Raw genomic sequence first — 18,718 nt, 5'->3', positions numbered from 1 at the left:
TTTCCGGTGCTGTTTGTCTATTGTTGTAACACCGTTCCATTAAGAATCATGTTACGTCAATTATGAGAGTTGTCAAGGGAGCAGTTGACCGGTCGCTGCAGGCGATCGAGTTGCTCGCACGTGAGGCGCGCTGGATGCGTATGTCCGATATCGCCGCCGAACTCGGGCTGGAGAAGGGCCCCGCGCATCGCGTCCTCGCGCAACTGTGCGAGCAGGGGTGGGCGGAACAGGATGAACAGACCTCCCAGTATCGTTTGACCTTGAAGCTGTCCTTACTCGGTCAGCGGTACCTGCATGGGCTCGGTCTGCCGGGTCTGGTGCAGCCGATCCTCGATGAGGTCGCGGGTCAGTGCCGCGAGCTGGTCCGGTTGACGGTCGTCAACGAAGGAACACTCGCGTGGCTGGCCTCGTCCCAGGGCGCGGCGCCGGGCCTCATGTATTCGCCGTCCATGCATAGTCCCATCGTCTTGCATGCCACATCGGTTGGCAAGGTGTGGCTGGCTGGAATGCCGAACGACCAGGCTATCGAATACGCCCTGCGTGGCGGACTTGGAAAAGCGTCCGCCGCGGGCGCATGGACGCCGAAGGCCATCACCAGCGTCGAGCAGTTGATTGCGGAGCTGGAGCGGACCAGGCAGCGTGGCTATGGTCTTGTCGTTGAAGAGGCCGAGCCGGGTGTCGTCGCATTGGCGGTGCCGGTGCGTTCGCTGCCTGACGGTGTGGTGGTGGGCACCATGAGTATTGCCGGACCGGTCACACGGGTTCAGCCGGAGCGTTACGAGGCCTTTTATGCGCTACTGCAGCAAGCGTCCGCGAAGCTGGGTGCCGTATGGCCGCGCCAGAGCGTCGGTTCGCATGCGAGCGAGGCGGCATGAACACGCCGGCCGCAGCTCCGGCTCTCGAGCGACTCCCCGTGCTGGAAGACCAGGCAGCACGTCTTCTCGTCGCGGCGCGCCGGCAAGGCTCGCTCGCGGAGCGTCTTCCCATCGAGCTGCGGCCCGCGAATCTGGACGAGGGTTTCGCGATCCAGCGAAAAGTGGGCGATCAGCTCGGTTGGCAGGCCGGCGCGTGGAAATGCGCGCTGCCGCCGGCGGGCAAACTCATCGCTGCGCCAATCTATGACGCCGTTATCCATCGAGGCGCCCAATGCCGCATTCGCGCCGTGCGCGGGCAGTCCTGTGTAAGGGCAGAGCCGGAACTCGCCTGTTTGCTGGCTCGCGATCTGCCGCCACGCAGCGCAGCCTATGGCGAAGCCGAGGTGCTCGACGCTCTCGGGAATGTTCACCTCGCGCTCGAACTGCTGGGCAGTCGCTATGCGCATCCGGAATCGCTGACGTTCCCTGAATTGCTGGCAGACGGTCTGTTCAACGCCGGTCTTGTCATTGGGCCGCGCGTTCAATTGCGCGAGGGCGCGACGCCGGCCGATCTCCCGGGCGAATTCACCGTCAGTCTGACTCGCGCCGGACACGACACGGTCAGTTTTGCTGGCCGCCATCCTGATCGCAGCGTGCTCGCGCCGATAGTGTGGCTCGTCAATTTTCTCCGCGTCCGCGGCCTTGGATTGCATGCCGGCCAGGCAGTGATCACGGGCTCTTACGCGGGCGTGCTCGAATTGCCGACCGGCAGCGAGTTGCAGATCGGCTTTGGTGATCTCGGCACGTTGCCCATACATTTTTTGTCTTGATAGGAGTCTTCAAATGCGTCTCGTCCGTTTCGGCCAGCCTGGTCAGGAGCATCCTGGTGTCATCGATTCGAGCGGGGCGATCCGCGACCTGACCGGCATCGTCGACGATATCGATGGAACGACTGTTTCCCCAGCAGCCCTTGCAAAGCTGAGCGAACTCGATCTGAATCGCCTACCCATCGTGGAAACGGGCACGCGCCTTGGCGCCTGTATCGGCAATGTCCGTAACCTCGTATGCATTGGTCTGAACTACACCGACCATGCCGCTGAAACTGATACACCGATCCCGCGGGAACCTGTCGTGTTCAACAAGCATACGGGTTCGATCAGCGGTCCGAACGATCCGGTCATCCTGCCGGCAGACGCGCAAAAGCTGGATTGGGAGGTTGAACTGGGCGTAGTGATCGGCAAACCCGCCTGGCAGATCGGCGAAGCCGCCGCGCTCGATCACGTGGCGGGTTACTGCCTTGCCAATGATGTGTCCGAACGCGCTTATCAGCTCGAACGCGAAGGCCAGTGGACCAAGGGCAAAAGCGGCTTCTCTTTTGCCCCGCTCGGCCCGTGGCTTGTGACGGGTGATGAAGTGCCCGACCCGCAGGTGCTCGACCTGTGGCTCGACGTCAACGGCACACGTCGTCAGACGGGCAATACACGCACGATGATTTTCAGCGTCGCGCATATCGTGGCATATCTCAGCCGCTTCATGCCGCTCATGCCTGGCGACGTCATTATCACTGGGACGCCCCCCGGCGTCGGGCTCGGTCAGAAGCCGCCCGTATTTCTGAAAGCGGGCGACACCATGACCCTCGGCGGCAGCGGACTCGGCGAGCAGAGCCAGAAGGTCTTGCCGTACGCGGACTCGCTTGGCGCGGCATGGGGCCGCGGCGAATATCCGTTGGCACGATGAAACGATTCGATCTATAGAAGGAGGAGATATGAGCCTTGCCGGAACGGGCGTGGTCGCAATCTGGCATGACCTGCTGCCGGAAGCGAAGGATGAATTCTACGAGTGGCACAACCGCGAACACATGCCGGAGCGCGCCGGAATTCCCGGCTTCAGGCGCGGCCGCCGCTACATTGCGCTGGATGCGGGCCCCGAGTACTTCAATCTATATGAAGCCGACACCGTAGAGGTGCTCGGCGCGCAGGACTACCTGCTCCGGCTCAATTCGCCGACGCCGTGGACGAAGCGGGTCGTTCCCTCGTTTCGCAGCGTGGCCCGCTCGATCTGCCATGTGGCGTATTCGGACGGTGTCGGGCAGGGCGCCAATCTGGCGACGGTGCGCTTTGATGTGCCTTCGTCGGCACGGGACGATGTCGTGAAGGGATTGCGTCAGCAGGTCTTGCCGCCACTCGCCGACCGGCGCGGCATCACGGGCGTGCACCTGTGTCTGGCCGATGAGGCAGTCAGCAAGGTGGAAACTGCGGAGAAGAAGGCGCGTTCGGAAGGCACCCAGGTGCCGACATGGATCGTGATGATCGAAGGATGCCGCGTCGACTATGTCCGCTCAGCGCTAGACGCTTTCATTGCCGGACTCGCTGCTTTGCAGGCGGCCGGTGCGGTTGCTCCGGAGTCCACGCTCTATCAACTGGAGTACACGCGTTGCAAGACGCCGTGGAGCGCCGGCTGAAACATTGTCTGAACACGCTGCAGCCCGCGTCACGCGACGCCGGGCGGCCGGTGCTGAAAGAAACCGTCGTCACGCATTGAGAAACGAAGGAGTAGTTCCATGTCGTCCCCTGTTGCGGGCAAGCCCGTTGCATCGACCGCGGTCAGACCGGTTCGCGTCATTCGACTCAATCCCGCTGACGATGTCGTCATCGCCCTCGATCAGCTTATGTCCGGCACGGTGCTGGATGGGGAAGCGGTGACGGTTTCGGGATTGATCCCACCCGGTCACAAAGTGGCGACACGAGACATCGGCGAGGGTCAGGCGGTGCACCGGTATGGCCAGATCATCGGCTTTGCGAGCCAGCCAATCCGCGCCGGGCAGCACGTTCATACGCATAATCTTGCGATGGGCGAATTCGCCCGTGACTACGCATTCAGTCAAGGCGTGCGTGCCACCGTCCCGTCAACCGAGCCCGCGACCTTCCAAGGCATTGTGCGTGAAGACGGCCGTGTGGCTACGCGCAATTACATCGGCATTCTCACCTCGGTGAATTGCTCGGCCACGGTCGCGCGAGCCATTTCCGACTATTTTCGCCGTGACATTCGTCCCGAAGCGCTGGCCGCGTTTCCGAATGTGGACGGCGTCGTCGCGCTCACCCATGGTTCGGGTTGCGCCATCGACTCCGAGGGCGACGGTCTCGCGATGCTCCAGCGCACGCTTGGCGGCTATGCGTGCCATCCCAACTTCGCGAGCGTGCTGGTTATCGGCCTGGGCTGTGAAACGAATCAGATTTCGCGACTGCTCGAAACCCAGGGACTCAAAGAACATGATCGCTTGCGTATCTTCACGATTCAGGACACTGGCGGCACGACGCTGACAATTGCAAAGGGTATCGAACTGATCCGGCAGATGTTGCCTTACGCGAACGACGTCAAGCGCGAAACGGTTTCCGCAAGCCATCTCACCATCGGCCTTCAATGCGGTGGGTCGGACGGATATTCGGGCGTCACGGCCAATCCCGTGCTGGGTGCAGCCGTGGATTTGCTCGTGCGGCACGGCGGTACTGCGATTCTCTCGGAGACGCCGGAGGTATATGGCGCCGAGCACCTGTTGACCCGCCGCGCGGTAACGCCCGAAGTGGGACAGAAGCTGGTCGATCGCATCAGGTGGTGGGAAGCGTACGCGCAACGGCAAGGGGCGCAGATCAACAACAATCCGTCGGCGGGCAATAAGGCCGGTGGCTTGACGACCGTCCTCGAGAAATCATTGGGCGGCATCGCAAAGGCAGGGTCGACGAACCTTGTCGAGGTGTACGAGTACGCCCAGCCGGTTAGGGCGCGCGGTCTGGTGTTCATGGACACCCCTGGCTACGACCCGGTGTCGGCGACCGGCCAGGTTGCCGGCGGTGCGAACCTGATCTGCTTCACGACGGGACGCGGTTCGGCTTACGGCTGCGCGCCCTCGCCGTCGGTGAAGCTCGCGACAAACACGGCGCTCTGGCAACGTCAGTCCGACGATATGGACCTGAACTGCGGAGAAGTGCTGGAAAGGAGCACAACGATCGAGCAACTTGGCGCGGTGCTGTTCAAACTGCTGCTCGACGTGGCCTCCGGGACACGTTCCCGTAGCGAGCAGCACGGTTACGGACAAAACGAATTCGTCCCCTGGCAGATCAGCGCAATTATGTGAGACGCCGATTTGCAGCATCAGTGCCGCATGTACGGAGCTGATGCCCGGCAATAATTCCTACGAGGTTGGAGAAAGAGATGCCATCAATCAATCGATCCGCGCTGCCTGACGATCTGGAGCAGGCTGTGCTCGTCGGGCGCGCGTGGTGCCCCGATCTCGGCGCGCCGCGTCCTGTTGCCGTTATCGGTGGCGAACTGCTGGATGTGTCGTCGGTCGCGCTGACGACCAGCACGCTGCTTGAGCAACCGGAAATCGGCCTTCGGCTGAAGAAGGCCGCCGCGAACCTGCCGAGGCTTGCGGGATTAGACTCGGTTCTTGCCAATTCCGCCTTCGATCGACGCGATCCTTCCACTCCCTGGCTCATCGCGCCATGTGACCTGCAGGCGGTCAAAGCGAGCGGTGTGACCTTCGTCGAAAGCCTTCTGGAGCGGGTGATCGAGGAGCGCTCGGGAGGCGACGCGAGCCGGGCCGATGAAGTGCGCGCGCGCGTCATGTCGGCGCTGGGCGATCGGCTCGCAAGTGTTCGCCCGGGGTCTGAGCAAGCCGACGCGGTGCGCCAGGTGCTAATTCAGGAAGGAATGTGGTCGCAGTATCTGGAAGTCGGCATCGGTCCAGATGCGGAGATCTTCACGAAAGCGCAACCCATGTCCGCTGTGGGCACCTGCAGCGAAATCGGAATTTATGAAAATTCGCAGTGGAATAACCCGGAGCCTGAAATCGTGCTGGCGGTGACCAGCCGGGCGGAAATCGTCGGCGCCGCGCTCGGGAACGACGTCAACCTTCGGGATTTCGAAGGCCGGAGTGCACTGCTGCTCGGCAAGGCGAAGGACAACAACGCGTCGGCCTCGATTGGCCCGTTCATTCGCCTCTTCGACAGTACGTTCGGTCTCGATGATGTTCGGGCTGCGGAGCTTTCGCTGCGCGTGGAAGGAACAGATGGATACGTTCTGACAGGGGCGAGTTCTATGAAACGCATCAGCCGGGACCCCTCGGAACTCGTCGCGCAGGCGATGGGCGCTCACCATCAGTACCCGGACGGCATGATGCTGTATCTCGGGACGCTGTTTGCACCGACCGCGGATCGTAACGTGCCAGGGCAAGGGTTCACGCATCAGATCGGCGATACGGTGACAATATCGAGCCCGCGCTTCGGTGCGCTCGTCAACACCGTCAACTATTCTCATCGCATTGCGCCGTGGGAGTTCGGGGTCGGCGCACTGCTCGCGAGCATTCTTCGTGGGCATGTCGGGAAAGCGGAATCGTAGCCACTTCATGGCCGTGGGTCCGCTGATCTTTCATTGAATATCAGCGGACATGGCTCAGGTTAACACGCAGTCTCACTTGAGAATTTAGTTATGCGAATAGAAGGAAAGATGTTGATCGGTCACAAGGCTGTTCTGGGCACGAACGGGTCGATCCGTGCGGTCCACGCGGCAACCGGGGAGACGATCGAACCGGCATTCGGCGGCGCTACCTATGCCGACCTAGAACGCGCCTGCGCGCTGGCCTGGTCGGCATTCGACATCTACCGGGAAGGTTCGCTCCCCGCTAGAGCTGATTTTCTTGAGGCGATTGCGCAGAACATCCTTGATTTGGAGGATGACCTGATCGAGCGCTGTGTCGCGGAAACTGGTCTGCCGCGTGCGCGGGTCGAGAGCGAGCGCGGTCGCACGGTTGGTCAGCTACGGATGTTTGCCGCTGTCGTGCGTCAGGGAGACTTTCTTGGGGTTCGCATCGACCCTGCCGATAGCGAAAGGAAGCCACTTCCTCGCGTGGATCTGCGCCTGCGCTATGTTCCACTCGGACCTGTGGCGGTATTCGGTGCGAGCAATTTTCCACTGGCGTTTTCAGTGGCCGGCGGAGATACGGCGTCTGCGCTGGCGGCAGGTTGTCCGGTCATCGTCAAGGCACATCCCGCGCATCCGGGAACGTCCGAACTTGCCGCGTTGTCGGTACAGAAGGCGGTTCGGGATTGCGGCATGCCTGAGGGTACCTTCTCACTTCTCTTCGACAGCGGGAGGGACATTGCACAACGTCTTGTCGGCGACCGCCGGATCAAGGCAGTCGGCTTCACGGGTTCGCGGGGTGGCGGAACAGCGCTCATGAAGCTCGCAGCGCAGCGCCCTGAGCCGATTCCGGTCTATGCCGAGATGAGCAGTGTCAATCCCGTTCTGCTGTTCCCCGCCGCGCTGGCGAATCGCGCCGAGGCAATAGGGCGGGCATTTGCCGCGTCCGTCACGCTCGGTGCCGGTCAGTTCTGTACGAATCCAGGTCTGATTCTCGCGGTGGACTCGCCCGATCTGGATCGGTTCATCGAAGGCGCTGCTGCCGGACTGGCCGATGCGCCCGCGGCCGCGATGCTGACGCCCGATATCCGGAAGGCGTACGAAACGGCCGTCGCCAGAACTGCAGCGCACGATGCAGTAAAGACGGCAGCGCGCGGCAATGAGCCGAAAACAGCACAAGAGGCGCGGGCAGCGCTCTTCGTCACGACCGCCGACGCTTTCAATCGCCACGCTGAACTGCATGAGGAGATATTCGGGGCGGCGGCGCTCGTCGTACGCTGCCCGGACCTGGCGGCAATGCTGGCGCTGGTCGAATCGCTCCAAGGGCAATTGACCGCCGCCGTGCATATCGACGCTGCCGATCATTCCAACGTGCGCATGTTCCTGCCGGCGCTGGAACGACGCAGCGGCCGCATTCTGGTGAATGGTTTTGGGACTGGCGTGGAGGTCGGCCACGCGATGGTCCATGGCGGCCCCTACCCCTCGACATCCGATGGCCGCTCCACGTCAGTAGGCAGCCTGGCGATCGACCGGTTTCTCCGTCCGGTGAGTTATCAGGACATGCCTGACGATCTGCGGCCGGATGCACTCAAAGAGTCGAACCCGCTTGCTCTGAATCGCAGAGTGAACGGATTGATGAGTCTGGATTGAGCCGGGGATTCGGCCCGGAGGTCCCGTAATAGGCAGGTAAAGAAAAGAGAGTTTCTACAGAAGAGTACAAGTGAAAAAGGCACTAATAACTTCGGCCCTTGGGTTGGCTGCCGTCAGCGCGCACGCCCAGAGCAGCGTGACGCTATACGGCATCGTGGATGCGGGGATCGGCTATCAGAGCAGCCAGACGTCGCTTGGTTCGACCACGGGTGGGCGCTCGGCGGTCAAGATGGTGAACGGTATCTGGGGCGGCAGCCGCTTCGGGTTGAAGGGCAGCGAGGACCTGGGCGGCGGCACGAAGGCGATCTTCCAGTTGGAAGAGGGCTTTAACGGTGCAACAGGCGCGCAGTCCGTCACTGGTCTCGCGTTCAACCGTCAGGCGTATGTCGGCGTGACGAATCCTACCTACGGCACGCTGACGGCAGGCCGGCAGTACACGGCGTACTACACGCTGCTCTCGCCCTATAGCCCGACCACGTGGCTGACGGGCGCCTATGGCGCGCACCCTGGCGACATCGATTCGCTCGATACGCTGTACCGCGTGAACAACTCGCTGGTGTATACATCGCCGAATTTCCACGGTCTGACGGCAAGCGGTTCGTATTCGCTGGGTGGCGTGCCGGGGAGTTTCAATGCGGGTTCCACCTGGAGCGCGGCATTGCAGTACCTGAACGGTCCGTTCGGCATTGCCGCGGGCTTTCAGCGCATCAATAACTCGACCCCTGGCGGCGGTGCGTGGGGCGCGGATTCAACGATGTCAAATGGGGGCGCCCAAACCGCTGTGTCGGGCATCAACAACGGCTACCAGACGGCACAGGCGCAGCAGCGCGTTGCGGTCACGGGCGGTTACGCGTTCAACTCGCAATGGGACGTATCGTTCTCGTATTCGAACGTGCAATACATTCCGGGCGTCAATTCAGCGTTCCGCAACGAAGCGATCTTCAACACGGCTGGCGCAGTGCTGCACTTCAAGCCGCTGGCGGCGCTGGATCTGGCTGCCGGCTATAGCTATACGCGCGCGACGCAGTCGAATGGCATCACAAGCGCGGCGCACTATCAGCAGTTCAATCTCTCGCAGTACTATAGCCTCTCCAAACGTACCGGACTGTATGCGCTGGAAGCCTACCAACGTGCGGGCGGACAGACTTTGGCCCCGAACAAGGCCGGTACGTCCACAAGCATCATCAACGCGACGGCTAATGTTGGCGATGGCCAGAACGGCGCGCCGTCCTCGTCGCGCAGCCAGTTCGCGGCAGGCGTAGGCATCATCCACCGGTTCTGATTGGGAAGAGAATGGGCGGCGTGTCGCTGCGCCGCCACGGTATCCGGGAGTTGCTATTCGAGCGTGGCGTGGTCGTCAGCAATGAATCGTTATTCACTCGTACAGAGGGCTGGGAACAAATTCATGCAAAAGTCGGGAACAAAAGTTTGCAAACCAACGAACGTGGTTCAAGGCACTTTTCTCAAGACACTTAATTTGACATAAAAGAAATTGCCACCGGTTTTATGTAGGAATACTTAGCATTGATGCGGATGTTTTCTAAACCTGCGTCCCATCCGAACCATACGAGTCAGCACGTGGGGAGACGCCGCGGAGTTGCCCGGGGTGTAGCGGTGATAACCCGCGCCTTATCGCGGCAAAACGCAGGCCGCGCGCCAACATTCGGAGGAGGGCATGACGATGGTCGGCAATTCGGCCATTGCAGACGCTCGCCGCTCATCCTCCGTGCGGCTGCAGCTCGCCGCTTCGCTGTCGTTCGCAACGCGGCGCAGTCGAACGTCGGCTTCCGGGAGCGGCGAACGAGTCTTGACGCCCCGGAGCTGCCGCTCGGTGGCGCTTACGATCTAAGACTGCTTTCAAACGCGCAGCGGTCATGCGTCGAGTCACGGGGTTGGTAGGTTATCTTGCCTCTGAGACAGAGCAGCTGCGACACAGAATGGTCATTGCGTATTGCTGAAGATTGCCTATATTCATTTGTGTCGGGGCGACCCTAGTTAGCACAGATACAGCGGTCTGAGCCCCGACGCAGTTCTCGGCGGAAGATGAACTTAAATGAAGCGCACCTAAAAAATCATGCCCACTCCCGACTATGAACACGTTATCGGTGGTTTCCATTTTAGCCATGACGCTTCGGTCGAGGTGTACCAACTGGCAGATGCTGGACTGCAGGAGTTATACGCGAGGAATGTCGTTCCTGGCGGCGGTGTGTATCAAGGCGCCCTTCGAGATTTTCAATCGTTTCTAGAAGATGCCCATCGAGAGTCGATATTTCAGAACCGACGAGAAATAGACGTTAACGTATTACTGATTATAAAAGGCCGTCGCATTCATGTTTGGCCTTTTTTCTAACGAAAATGGACGCCAACGATAGAACCAAGGCCGCCTACACAACTGCCCTGGAGAGCATTAAGGCGATTCTTACCCTCGCGACTGCGATACTGGGCTTCGAGGTAACCTTCGGAACAAGCCTTCTGGTCAAACTAAGCGCCGGATGGGCCACCGTTGTAAAGTTATCATGGTTCATTCTTTTCTTCGCGATTCTGATGGGTGTCGGGAGCCTTTTTAGTATGGCAGGTCGTCTAGGGCGACATCCGGATGATCCCAAAAAGGAGGATATATATGAGCCGGAGATAAAGTGGCCTAGCGCTCTCTCAGCAATTGCATTTGTCGTTGGGGTTTTTCTTATGATGTTGGTGGGTGTTTTTGCTTTGCCGGCGTCCAAGGATGATCAATCTAAAGAGACAGTTATCCGGTATCCGTTCTATTGGATTCCCAATCTCACTCCCTCCGCATCTTCACCCGAGAAGATCGTTGTTGAGGGTTCACAATGCGACTGTTCGAATGGCGGGATTCGAATCATGCCTTCCACCTGCACTCGTTCTCCTAAACAAAAAAAGCCCGCATCGGGGTGTCCGATGCCAAACGTGACCGGCAAATAAAAGCAATGCCCAGCTACAACTCCGGCGGCCTGTCTCTGCTTCCAGGTCACCACGAAGCACTATGAAGTGGCGTGCAACACTTGCCGCGCACTGGCCGGCAACAAGTTCGAACTCTTCGACGCTAGCAACGTCCCGCACAGGCGCCGGTCGACGGGCTGCTTTTTGAGCGAACCGGCCCTTTCAGTGGCCGCTTTGTCGGATAGGCCAGTGACCGCAGCTGGCCGACTGCACTCATTCTTAGAAGGCGCCCGAAAGCAGCCATCGAAGATTTCAACTGCTGTTCCACACCACATTCCTTGAACTGGCGCTCTCGGCCATGAAGGGACGTTCGTCCGGCGCGTCGCTCGGACGTTCAGGCGGCGCCTCATCAATCGGCCATTCGATCGTCGATGGCGCGGGCGCGTCGTCTTCGGTCATCAGTCAGTTGCCGGCTTCGTGCGCGGCTTCCGCGTCGAATTGGCGGCTGCCATAGTACTTTCAGTTCGCCGAGCTCCTTCGACGGCTTCCGCGCGCCATGCTTCGTCCTTTTCTTCCTCCTGCGGGCCGACGAGGCACGATTTCGCTATGCGGTCTGCCTGGAAAGCGCGCGCAATTGCGCGGGTCATTTGTTAAGCTTCAGCTTTTTCGCGGACGCGGGTCATGGGTGACCCATGAAATGCCGCGGAGACCATCGGGGTTTCACCATGCTCTTCAAGCTGAAATCAAATAACGCAAAAATCGACGAGCTCGAACCCGTCGCCTATAAGGATTTCGCTTCATTCGGACAGCGGGAGAAGGAATTGGAGGAATTGATCGCTGCCAGTCTCTTCGGCGTTCTGTTCGAGGACGCGCGGCTCATGCCGGTCTTTCAGGAGCGGCAGTATCAGGCCGAAGCCGACATTTACGCGCTCAATGAGTGCGGCGATCTCACAATCTTCGAACTAAAGCGCGGCTCGGCGGGAAATGACGCCGTTCATCAGGCGCTAAGATACGTGCAAGACGCGGCGGGCTGGTCGTTCGCTGATCTGCGGCGCAAGTATCAGCAATACAAGGGTTCCGGTGCCGATCTTCAGGCGGCCCACAAGGAAGCGTTCGATTTGGAACACGTGCTTGAGCCGAAGGAGTTTAACCGCAAGCAACGCGTTTCGATCATCGGCAGCGCCGCCGATGAACGTCTGATTAGTGCCGTGGATTACTGGAAGCGTCAGGGCATCGCGATCGACTTTCTTCCGTATCGAATTTACGAAATCGCGAACGAACGATACTTTGAGTTCTTCGCGCCGCCCTATGACGTGCACAAGAATCCGCACGATCTGAAGGGCGTGCTGTTCGATACGAACCGGAGTTACGACGAAGACGCGATCTGGGATATGCTCGAGATGAATCGTGTGGCTGCCTACGGCGACGCGAAGCGATTCGTTCATTATCTGAATCCCGGCGATATCGTTTTTTTGTCGCACAAGTGGACGGGCGTCGTCGCTGCCGGCAAAGTCAGGAACACGTCTGTCAAGCTGCTCGACGACAAGGATGGCCTCTACCGTGACGTCGAATTTCTGACGCCTGTTCCGCAGCGAAGTGGGTCGCCGCGCGGGATGCCGTTCAGGAAAGTGTCAGAATACACGGGCAAGAGCTTCTACTGGGCGCGCACGATCAAGGTGCCGTACTTGTCCCGGTCCGAAGCCGATGCACTGGTTTCAGCGCTGAACGATTTCCTCGTTCCGCCGACGCACGCCTCGCTTGCTGCGCCGGTCTAACACCATGACGAAATGTCCGTGACGTGACTTATCGACTTTTCATCGACGATCTCAGGCAAGCTCCGGACGACTCGTGGGTCGTCGCCAGAAGCTCGGACAAAGCGTTGGGCATCATTGCCGAGAGGGGTTGTCCTCGCGAGATATCCTTCGACCATGACCTCGGTGGACACGATACAGCCATGACCGTCGTGAAGGCTTTGGTCGAGTTCGACCTCGATGCCGGCGGACGATACATTCCTCCCGACTTCGACTTCGTCGTTCACAGCTCCAATCCGGTCGGCGCACGGAATATCTCGGGACTTTTGCAGGGGTATCTGCAAGCACGCGACGAGCGTCGGAACTAGGCAATAAGCGGTGATCGATCGGCGAGGGGCGTGGCCCCTGCCCACAGGCGCGCTAGTTTTCATCCAGCGCCGCTGGGGCAATGTATCGGCGATGCGCGGTGCAACGTCGCACGCCGCGTCGGCGGTACCAGCGTGTCTCGGCCACCGATGCTATCGGAATCCGGCCGATCGCATCCGGCAGTAGCCGGCCATTTGCTGCCAGTCGAGAACGGCAGCTTCGGAGCGGCTCGACGCGTTCTCCTCGAATCTCGAACAATCTTCACAGGAGCTGGCTGGTCGAGTGCGCCAGTGATGCAACCCAAACGTCGTACTAGCGGGACCGCCTGCTGGATTCAGCACCGAATAAAGCAAATGACGATCGAACAATCTAAAACGCAGTTGATCTCGCTCATCGACAACGCCGACCTAAAAGTCATCGCGCTGACAGGCGCATGGGGCACCGGCAAAACCCACCTCTGGAACGAGATTCGCAAAGAGTCGCAGGACCCGATTGTCGAAGGCGCGCGCTACGTGTCCCTCTTTGGCTTGAAAGATATCAATCAGCTCAAGCTCAAGGTGGTCCAAAGCGCGCTTCCAGTAGGCGGTGACAGCAGCTCGTTGACCGAAGGTCTGATGAAGACTTGGAAGGTCAGCGTCGACGCCTTGAAGAAGGTCCACGAGGGATTTTCGGCGCTCGACGAGCTTGCGCTGGTAGCAGTTCCTGTCGCCTTGCGCAACCGATTCGTAGTCGTCGATGACATCGAGCGCAAGCACGCCTCGTTGTCAGTTGACGAGGTCCTAGGCTTCGTCGACGAATACTCTCAGAATTTTGGTACGCGATTCCTCTTGATTCTCAACTCGGACCAGTTCTCCTCACCTACCGACAGCGCGCTCTGGGCGGCGTTCCGAGAGAAGGTGGTCGAAGAAGAACTTCGTTTCACGCCGACACCTGGGGAGGCGTTTGACATCGCGGTTCCGAACTTGGATAGCCCTTACCGCGCGACGGCCAGGACTGCGGTGGACGCGTGCGGGATAACCAATATCCGGGTCATCCGTCAGGCTTACCGTCTTGTGGTTCGGCTCCTCGGTGCGACTGGGGACATGCCTCTCGCGATACAGGCACGAACTGTTCCCTCGATTGTGCTCATTTCTGCTCTTGCAAACAAAGCCATCAAGGACGGGCCGACTCTGGAGTATGTCGCAGGCTACAACCGAGGTTCTAGCGACTTTGTGAGGCGCTACCTCGGGCAGGAAGGCGATGCGTCAAAGGAGAAAGCCGAGGACTCAACGCCGGCCGCATGGAAACTTCTGCTGTCAAAGCTAGGGATCAATTCTTCGGACGAGTTTGAAGAACTGGTTGTTGCCTTCGTTTGCGACGGAAAGCACGACGCAAAGGCGATTGAGGCCATCGTCCAAGGCTACCAACGCAATGAGAATCGCACCGAATCTAGAAATCTCGCGCACGCATTCTTTGAACGTTTCAATTGGGACGTCACAGACTGCGACGACGATCTCGTAGCTGATGCGGTCAAGCTCATCGCCAGAGTCGGCGACCTTGACGCCTACACTGTCACGGCGCTCGGAAAACAAATGGCCGATCTACCGGGCGGTGCCAAACTTGAAGAAGCTTTGATTGATGGTTGGTTGGCTCGCTTCGCGACCATCGCCGACAAGGCCGAATTCGGGGAATCACCGTTCCGTCAGCCGCTACACCCAAAACTTAAGGCCGCAATCGACGATGCGCGCGATGCTCGAATTCACAGTGCGACCGTCGTCGATGCCATCAAGCACCTTCTTGAGAACGACGGATGGGGCCATCGGGAAGAAGCGGCGATGAGGGCGGCTACGATCGACGATTTCGAGACTGCGATGCGCACGTTGAAAGGTCGTGATTTCAAGCTTTTCGTACTCAAAAGTTTGGACATCCTCGAGCAGCACGAAATGTACGAGAAACACTTCGGCCAGGCTGGGATGAATTTCTTGGAAGCATGCCGGCGCATCGTCAGAACCGAGAAAGAGAACCGTTTCGGACGGTTGTTGCGAACGTTGTTCGCAGAGAGCAAAGTTCCAGCGCTTTTGGCCGAGGGCGGAATTGAAGCCTAGCCCCAAGGGTAGACAGCGGTCGACTGCAATGCAGCGGTACCAGGGCGACTGCCCCGGCCCTCTAAGGGGCAGCCAACCTCCATCGGGAGCACGGGCCTGCGGCGACATCTCCTTCGTTGCTCGACTGTACGAGCGTCAGCTTCTGGGCGCCCGAACCCGTACTGCCGATGTCGGGTATGGGTCCGTCGTCAGCACTCGTTCGCCGATGTGAGCGTCGCCGCTCAAGATCCGGCTCGGGCGAACGGCCGGTTAGCGCCGCGCAGCCGCCGGATGAGGGACGGTAGCTGAGCGTCTGCAATGGCCGAATCTGCGATCTTCGTCGAAATAGTCCTCGGTGGACGTCGGTATGGGTTTGTTTGCTTGCGCCTAACGCCGCTCGGAGTAACGGTTGCTTATGGTCCCGGAAAGACTCACCTTTGGACGCACACGATCATGCAGTACGAATACATCGGGAGGGCACGCGAAGACTTCAGCCAAGCACAAAAATTCTCACGATACCTGCAAGACGGTCAAATTTTTACAAAACGTAATTTCGAGAGCCGCGGTTTCACATCATGAAATGATGTGAAAAGTCTACCCCAAGACCAAGCCTGATCAGTTCACTTCGTGAACGCAAAGTATCAAACTTACACCCCCCACAATCGCCGATATATTCCGGCTCTTCCAGTTCGATAAAACGGTCGAACACCGCGCGGCCAATCTCGTCGACCGCGTAGCCGAAGCCGAAAGCCACCACTTCGAAATGTTCGCGCGCCGCTTCGAGCGTGAGCGAGTGCGTGCGGTAGATCGAATGCGCGCCGCTGAACCACTCGAGCACGACCACCATGAGCGGTTTCTTGCCACGTTGCTTGCGGTTTTTCGCGCGCGCCAGTTGTGCCGCGGGAATGTCGGCCAGTCCTAATTGGTCCAGCTTGCGGCGCACCAGCGCGTTGATGTCCCGCTTGATCTCGTGCCGCCGCGGCGTGTCCGCGTAGCTGCAGAACATATAGGCGTTGTGCAGCACGGCGGTTGGCAGGTCGTCGAGGTCGTCGATCTGCTGCAGTTTGCCGGGCAGCCATTCCATTAGCGCTTCGCGTTTGATATGCGCGTTCGCTGAGCCCTTGAAGACCGGCGCCAGCAGAGCGAGTGCGAGACAGGCGGCAAGCGATTTGTCATAGGCCCACAGCGCGGCGAAGTCGAGTTCCAGTTCGGACTCGGTCGAATAGAGCACGCAGAGTTTTTCGATGAAGCGGTCGCCGGGCAGAAACTGGGCGTTATCCGGACCACGCGGATTCAGGTGACGGCTTACGTGGTCCGCATTGCCGAATGGCGTGCAGGCAAACACCAATCCGACCCATTCGTGCAATGTCAGAAGCAATCTGAAGCATTCGGTCGGCAACTGGAATGCCGGGTCCGCGAACAGGGTCGACGCCGCGCTCGCGAGACGTGTGCAGAAGCGCTTGTGCTGCTCGGCGGGCGGCAGACCGGCCATGCCCGAGGCGAGAAAGCTGCCGTCCAGTTCGCCGCGCTTCTGCTGCAGGAGCGCCAGCGCGGCGATGAACTGGATCGCGGCTTTTAGATGCTGCCGGGTGTAGACGAGCTGCTCGAAATGATCGAGCGAAAAAGTGGGTTCTTCCATCTGCCGAGACGTCCAGAATTTGCATGACTAACTAATCGGAACCAGGTTAGCCGGAGCATGGAATTATCTCAGCCGATGGATCCCAAAACGGTTCGCCCGATGAGTTTGCGAAATTTCAGCGTCGAAAGAAGCCATCGGTTCAGAACGCGTAGTACGGCCCCGGGCCCGCCGATGTCTCGCGCGAGGCGATGGCGGTATAGACACGTCGTCCGAAGAAGAACGGCAAGCCCCAGCCGAAGCCGCTGCTGGCCACGCCGGCCAGATTGTTGAAGGCATTGTTCGACGACGCGAACAGCGCGCTCGAATTGGCGACCGCGAACGACACCGTGTTCGACGCGCCATCCGTACCGGTGATCGCGGCGTTCGCGGCTTGAGTCGAAGCCGGGCAGTACCAGAAGCCGCACTGCGGGAACTGGCTCGTGCGATAAAACAGCCCATTCGAGCCGCTGTCGACATAGCTCTGCGAATAAGTCTGCCCGCCGCTCGTGGTGACGACGTAGCCCGTCACCGGATTCGCCTTGAGGACGCTGGCGCCGTTCAGCGCGTTGTTGGCCTGGGTGCCGATGCCGAAGATCATCGAACCCGATACGCTGGCCGCGCCGGCGTCGGCGATGGCCGGCAGGTCGATGACCAGGCCGTTGTTGTCGAGCGCAAAGCGGCTGACCGGATTGGTGACCTGCTGCGCGAGGGCTTGCGTGCTGGCGAGACAGGCGCCGCCGGCGTCGCAACTGTAGTACCAGCGCGGCAGGGCGGCGCTGACGCAGCCGCTGCCGCAGTCGGCCGCGAACAGGCCCACGCCGAGAATACCGTTCGAGCGCAGGCCGGCCACCGTCTGCATGGCGCGGCCGGATCCCGCGCAGTCGGCGGGCACGTCGGGGAGCGCCGGATCGGCGATGGTCTGGATCGGAACCGAGGCCGCCAACTGGCCGGCCATGCGGACGTCCGCGCTGCGCACCGCGCCCCAGGTGTAGCCGCCTCCGAACACCGCGCATTCGCCCGCAATCCCGCTGCCCGACGCGATTGCCGCGAGCGGCAGGTCGGCCGGCAATGCGGACGCGAGAATCCTGAGTCCGTGCGAACCGGTGTCGACCTGGACATTGTCGACCGTCACGCAATTGCTGGTGCCGGGCTGGCAGACGGTAACGCTGGTCGTCAGCATGTTGCGCGTCAGACCGGGCGCGGCGGAAACGGCGATCGGCTGGACGTTCGGCGTGTTCGACTGCGGCACGGAGCCGCCTGGGCTCGCGCCCGAGGCGGCGGGCGGCGCGGCGGCTACCGGCGCGCTGGCGGCGCCCGGGCTGTTGCCCGGTGCGGCCGGCCCGGTCGGGGACGTGGCGGCCGGCGTGCCGCCGCCACCGCCGCCGCCGCATCCCGCGAGGGCGGCGCAGATCAGCAGCGGGGCATAAGAGGACAGGTCGGATTTCATGGCGTGGCGCGTGTTCGTCGAGGTGGAGTGCGGATGCCGTGTGCGTGGGCGGGGGCGCATCACTGGAAATCGTCGGCTGTCACGCCGGGCGGCAGCGCCGTCGGCAGCCATGCGCGGCCCGCGTAACCGCGCATCGGGCCGCCGGATTCCACGATCACGTCCGGCCGCGCCACGCGCGAGACGTGCAGATTGCCGTCCGCTGCCGCCGCGGCAGCGCCGGCGCGATACGAGTCCGCGTACTTGCCGAGCAGCGCGCGCAAGTCCGGCATGGTCGGGCCTTGCCACGCATAGCCGATGATCTGGCCGGTGTTTGCCGCGTACTCGGTGATAGTCGTGTTGCCGGTGTCGGTAAATGTCCGCACGCGCAGCGCCCCGTTCAACATGGCGCGCGGCGCGCTGGCGCTCGCATCCGCCCTCGACGGCATGGCGCCGCCCAGTTCTGCGCACGCGCCGCGGCTCGCGAACAAGGCGGCAAAGGCGATCGCCGAGGCTGCGAAAGCCGGCGTAAGAGTAGGCAATGGCATGGCGGTCGGTCCCGTGGCTGAAGCACTCAAAGGCTTCTGGTGATGTCCATTTCAAGATATCACTCGGGTTTTTGAACCGTTACTGGAAGCGGCATCCAGCTAATTTAGATATATCGAAATTGACCGCGA

At 60.6% G+C, this 18,718-nt stretch carries 15 protein-coding genes and 1 pseudogene; 12 read left to right on the top strand and 4 right to left on the bottom strand.

Annotated features, from left to right (window positions below; translation table 11 throughout):
* Window positions 1-62: 62 nt before the first annotated feature.
* The 9 genes from B0G81_RS18465 to B0G81_RS18420 all read left to right on the top strand — a co-directional run bounded on the left by B0G81_RS18465 (window position 63) and on the right by B0G81_RS18420 (window position 10,862).
* A complete protein-coding gene (locus tag B0G81_RS18465; protein WP_134137905.1) occupies window positions 63-875 on the top strand; it encodes an IclR family transcriptional regulator in 813 nt (270 codons plus the stop codon).
* Window positions 872-1,684 carry a 2-keto-4-pentenoate hydratase gene (locus B0G81_RS18460; protein ID WP_134137904.1) on the top strand — a complete coding sequence of 271 codons (813 nt, stop codon included), beginning with the start codon at window positions 872-874 and terminating at the stop codon, window positions 1,682-1,684. Before B0G81_RS18465 ends, B0G81_RS18460 begins: the two co-directional genes overlap by 4 nt.
* A gap of 13 nt (window positions 1,685-1,697) precedes the next feature.
* Window positions 1,698-2,591: a fumarylacetoacetate hydrolase family protein gene (locus tag B0G81_RS18455; RefSeq protein ID WP_134137903.1), complete on the top strand. Its 894-nt coding sequence runs from the start codon at window positions 1,698-1,700 to the stop codon at window positions 2,589-2,591.
* 28 nt (window positions 2,592-2,619) lie between these two features.
* A complete protein-coding gene (locus B0G81_RS18450; RefSeq protein ID WP_134137902.1) occupies window positions 2,620-3,315 on the top strand; it encodes a hypothetical protein in 696 nt (231 codons plus the stop codon).
* 99 nt (window positions 3,316-3,414) lie between these two features.
* A complete protein-coding gene (locus B0G81_RS18445) occupies window positions 3,415-4,986 on the top strand; it encodes an altronate dehydratase family protein (RefSeq protein ID WP_134137901.1) in 1,572 nt (523 codons plus the stop codon).
* Window positions 4,987-5,063: 77 nt separating this feature from the next.
* Window positions 5,064-6,251 carry a fumarylacetoacetate hydrolase family protein gene (locus tag B0G81_RS18440; RefSeq protein ID WP_134137900.1) on the top strand — a complete coding sequence of 396 codons (1,188 nt, stop codon included), beginning with the start codon at window positions 5,064-5,066 and terminating at the stop codon, window positions 6,249-6,251.
* Between the two features lie 90 nt (window positions 6,252-6,341).
* Window positions 6,342-7,922, top strand: a complete 1,581-nt coding sequence (locus B0G81_RS18435; protein ID WP_134137899.1) for an aldehyde dehydrogenase (NADP(+)) — start codon at window positions 6,342-6,344, stop codon at window positions 7,920-7,922.
* A gap of 70 nt (window positions 7,923-7,992) precedes the next feature.
* A complete protein-coding gene (locus B0G81_RS18430; protein WP_134137898.1) occupies window positions 7,993-9,204 on the top strand; it encodes a porin in 1,212 nt (403 codons plus the stop codon).
* 1,073 nt (window positions 9,205-10,277) lie between these two features.
* Window positions 10,278-10,862 (top strand): hypothetical protein, encoded by a 585-nt coding sequence (locus B0G81_RS18420; RefSeq protein WP_134137897.1) that lies wholly within the window; start codon window positions 10,278-10,280, stop codon window positions 10,860-10,862.
* 270 nt (window positions 10,863-11,132) lie between these two features.
* On the opposite strand, the gene B0G81_RS43690 is transcribed toward B0G81_RS18420, so the two are convergent.
* A complete protein-coding gene (locus B0G81_RS43690; protein ID WP_166679017.1) occupies window positions 11,133-11,279 on the bottom strand; it encodes a hypothetical protein in 147 nt (48 codons plus the stop codon).
* A gap of 266 nt (window positions 11,280-11,545) precedes the next feature.
* Between B0G81_RS43690 and B0G81_RS18415 the strand changes: the two genes are divergently transcribed.
* The 3 genes from B0G81_RS18415 (at window position 11,546) to B0G81_RS18405 (ending at window position 15,021) form a co-directional block, all read left to right on the top strand.
* On the top strand, window positions 11,546-12,595 hold the full coding sequence (locus tag B0G81_RS18415; protein ID WP_134137896.1) for a hypothetical protein: 1,050 nt from the start codon (window positions 11,546-11,548) through the stop codon (window positions 12,593-12,595).
* A 23-nt stretch (window positions 12,596-12,618) separates the two neighbouring features.
* Window positions 12,619-12,939 carry a cyclic-phosphate processing receiver domain-containing protein gene (locus B0G81_RS45600; RefSeq protein WP_134137895.1) on the top strand — a complete coding sequence of 107 codons (321 nt, stop codon included), beginning with the start codon at window positions 12,619-12,621 and terminating at the stop codon, window positions 12,937-12,939.
* 351 nt (window positions 12,940-13,290) lie between these two features.
* Complete coding sequence (locus B0G81_RS18405) at window positions 13,291-15,021, top strand: P-loop NTPase fold protein (protein ID WP_166679016.1); 1,731 nt, start codon at window positions 13,291-13,293, stop codon at window positions 15,019-15,021.
* A 637-nt stretch (window positions 15,022-15,658) separates the two neighbouring features.
* On the opposite strand, the pseudogene B0G81_RS18400 reads toward B0G81_RS18405, so the two are convergent.
* The 3 genes and pseudogenes from B0G81_RS18400 to B0G81_RS18390 all read right to left on the bottom strand — a co-directional run.
* Window positions 15,659-16,639: pseudogene (locus B0G81_RS18400) on the bottom strand (glycosyl transferase family 1); the annotation flags it as partial.
* A gap of 139 nt (window positions 16,640-16,778) precedes the next feature.
* Window positions 16,779-18,065, bottom strand: a complete 1,287-nt coding sequence (locus B0G81_RS18395; protein WP_134137893.1) for a DUF3443 domain-containing protein — start codon at window positions 18,063-18,065, stop codon at window positions 16,779-16,781.
* Between the two features lie 59 nt (window positions 18,066-18,124).
* Complete coding sequence (locus tag B0G81_RS18390) at window positions 18,125-18,589, bottom strand: DUF2844 domain-containing protein (protein WP_134137892.1); 465 nt, start codon at window positions 18,587-18,589, stop codon at window positions 18,125-18,127.
* Window positions 18,590-18,718: the final 129 nt, after the last annotated feature.

The organism is Paraburkholderia sp. BL6665CI2N2 (genome assembly GCF_004366535.1).
In the GTDB taxonomy this organism is placed as follows: domain Bacteria; phylum Pseudomonadota; class Gammaproteobacteria; order Burkholderiales; family Burkholderiaceae; genus Paraburkholderia.
The sequence above is the reverse complement of the archived record's forward strand: the minus strand, read 5'-3'. Positions and strand labels throughout refer to the sequence as shown.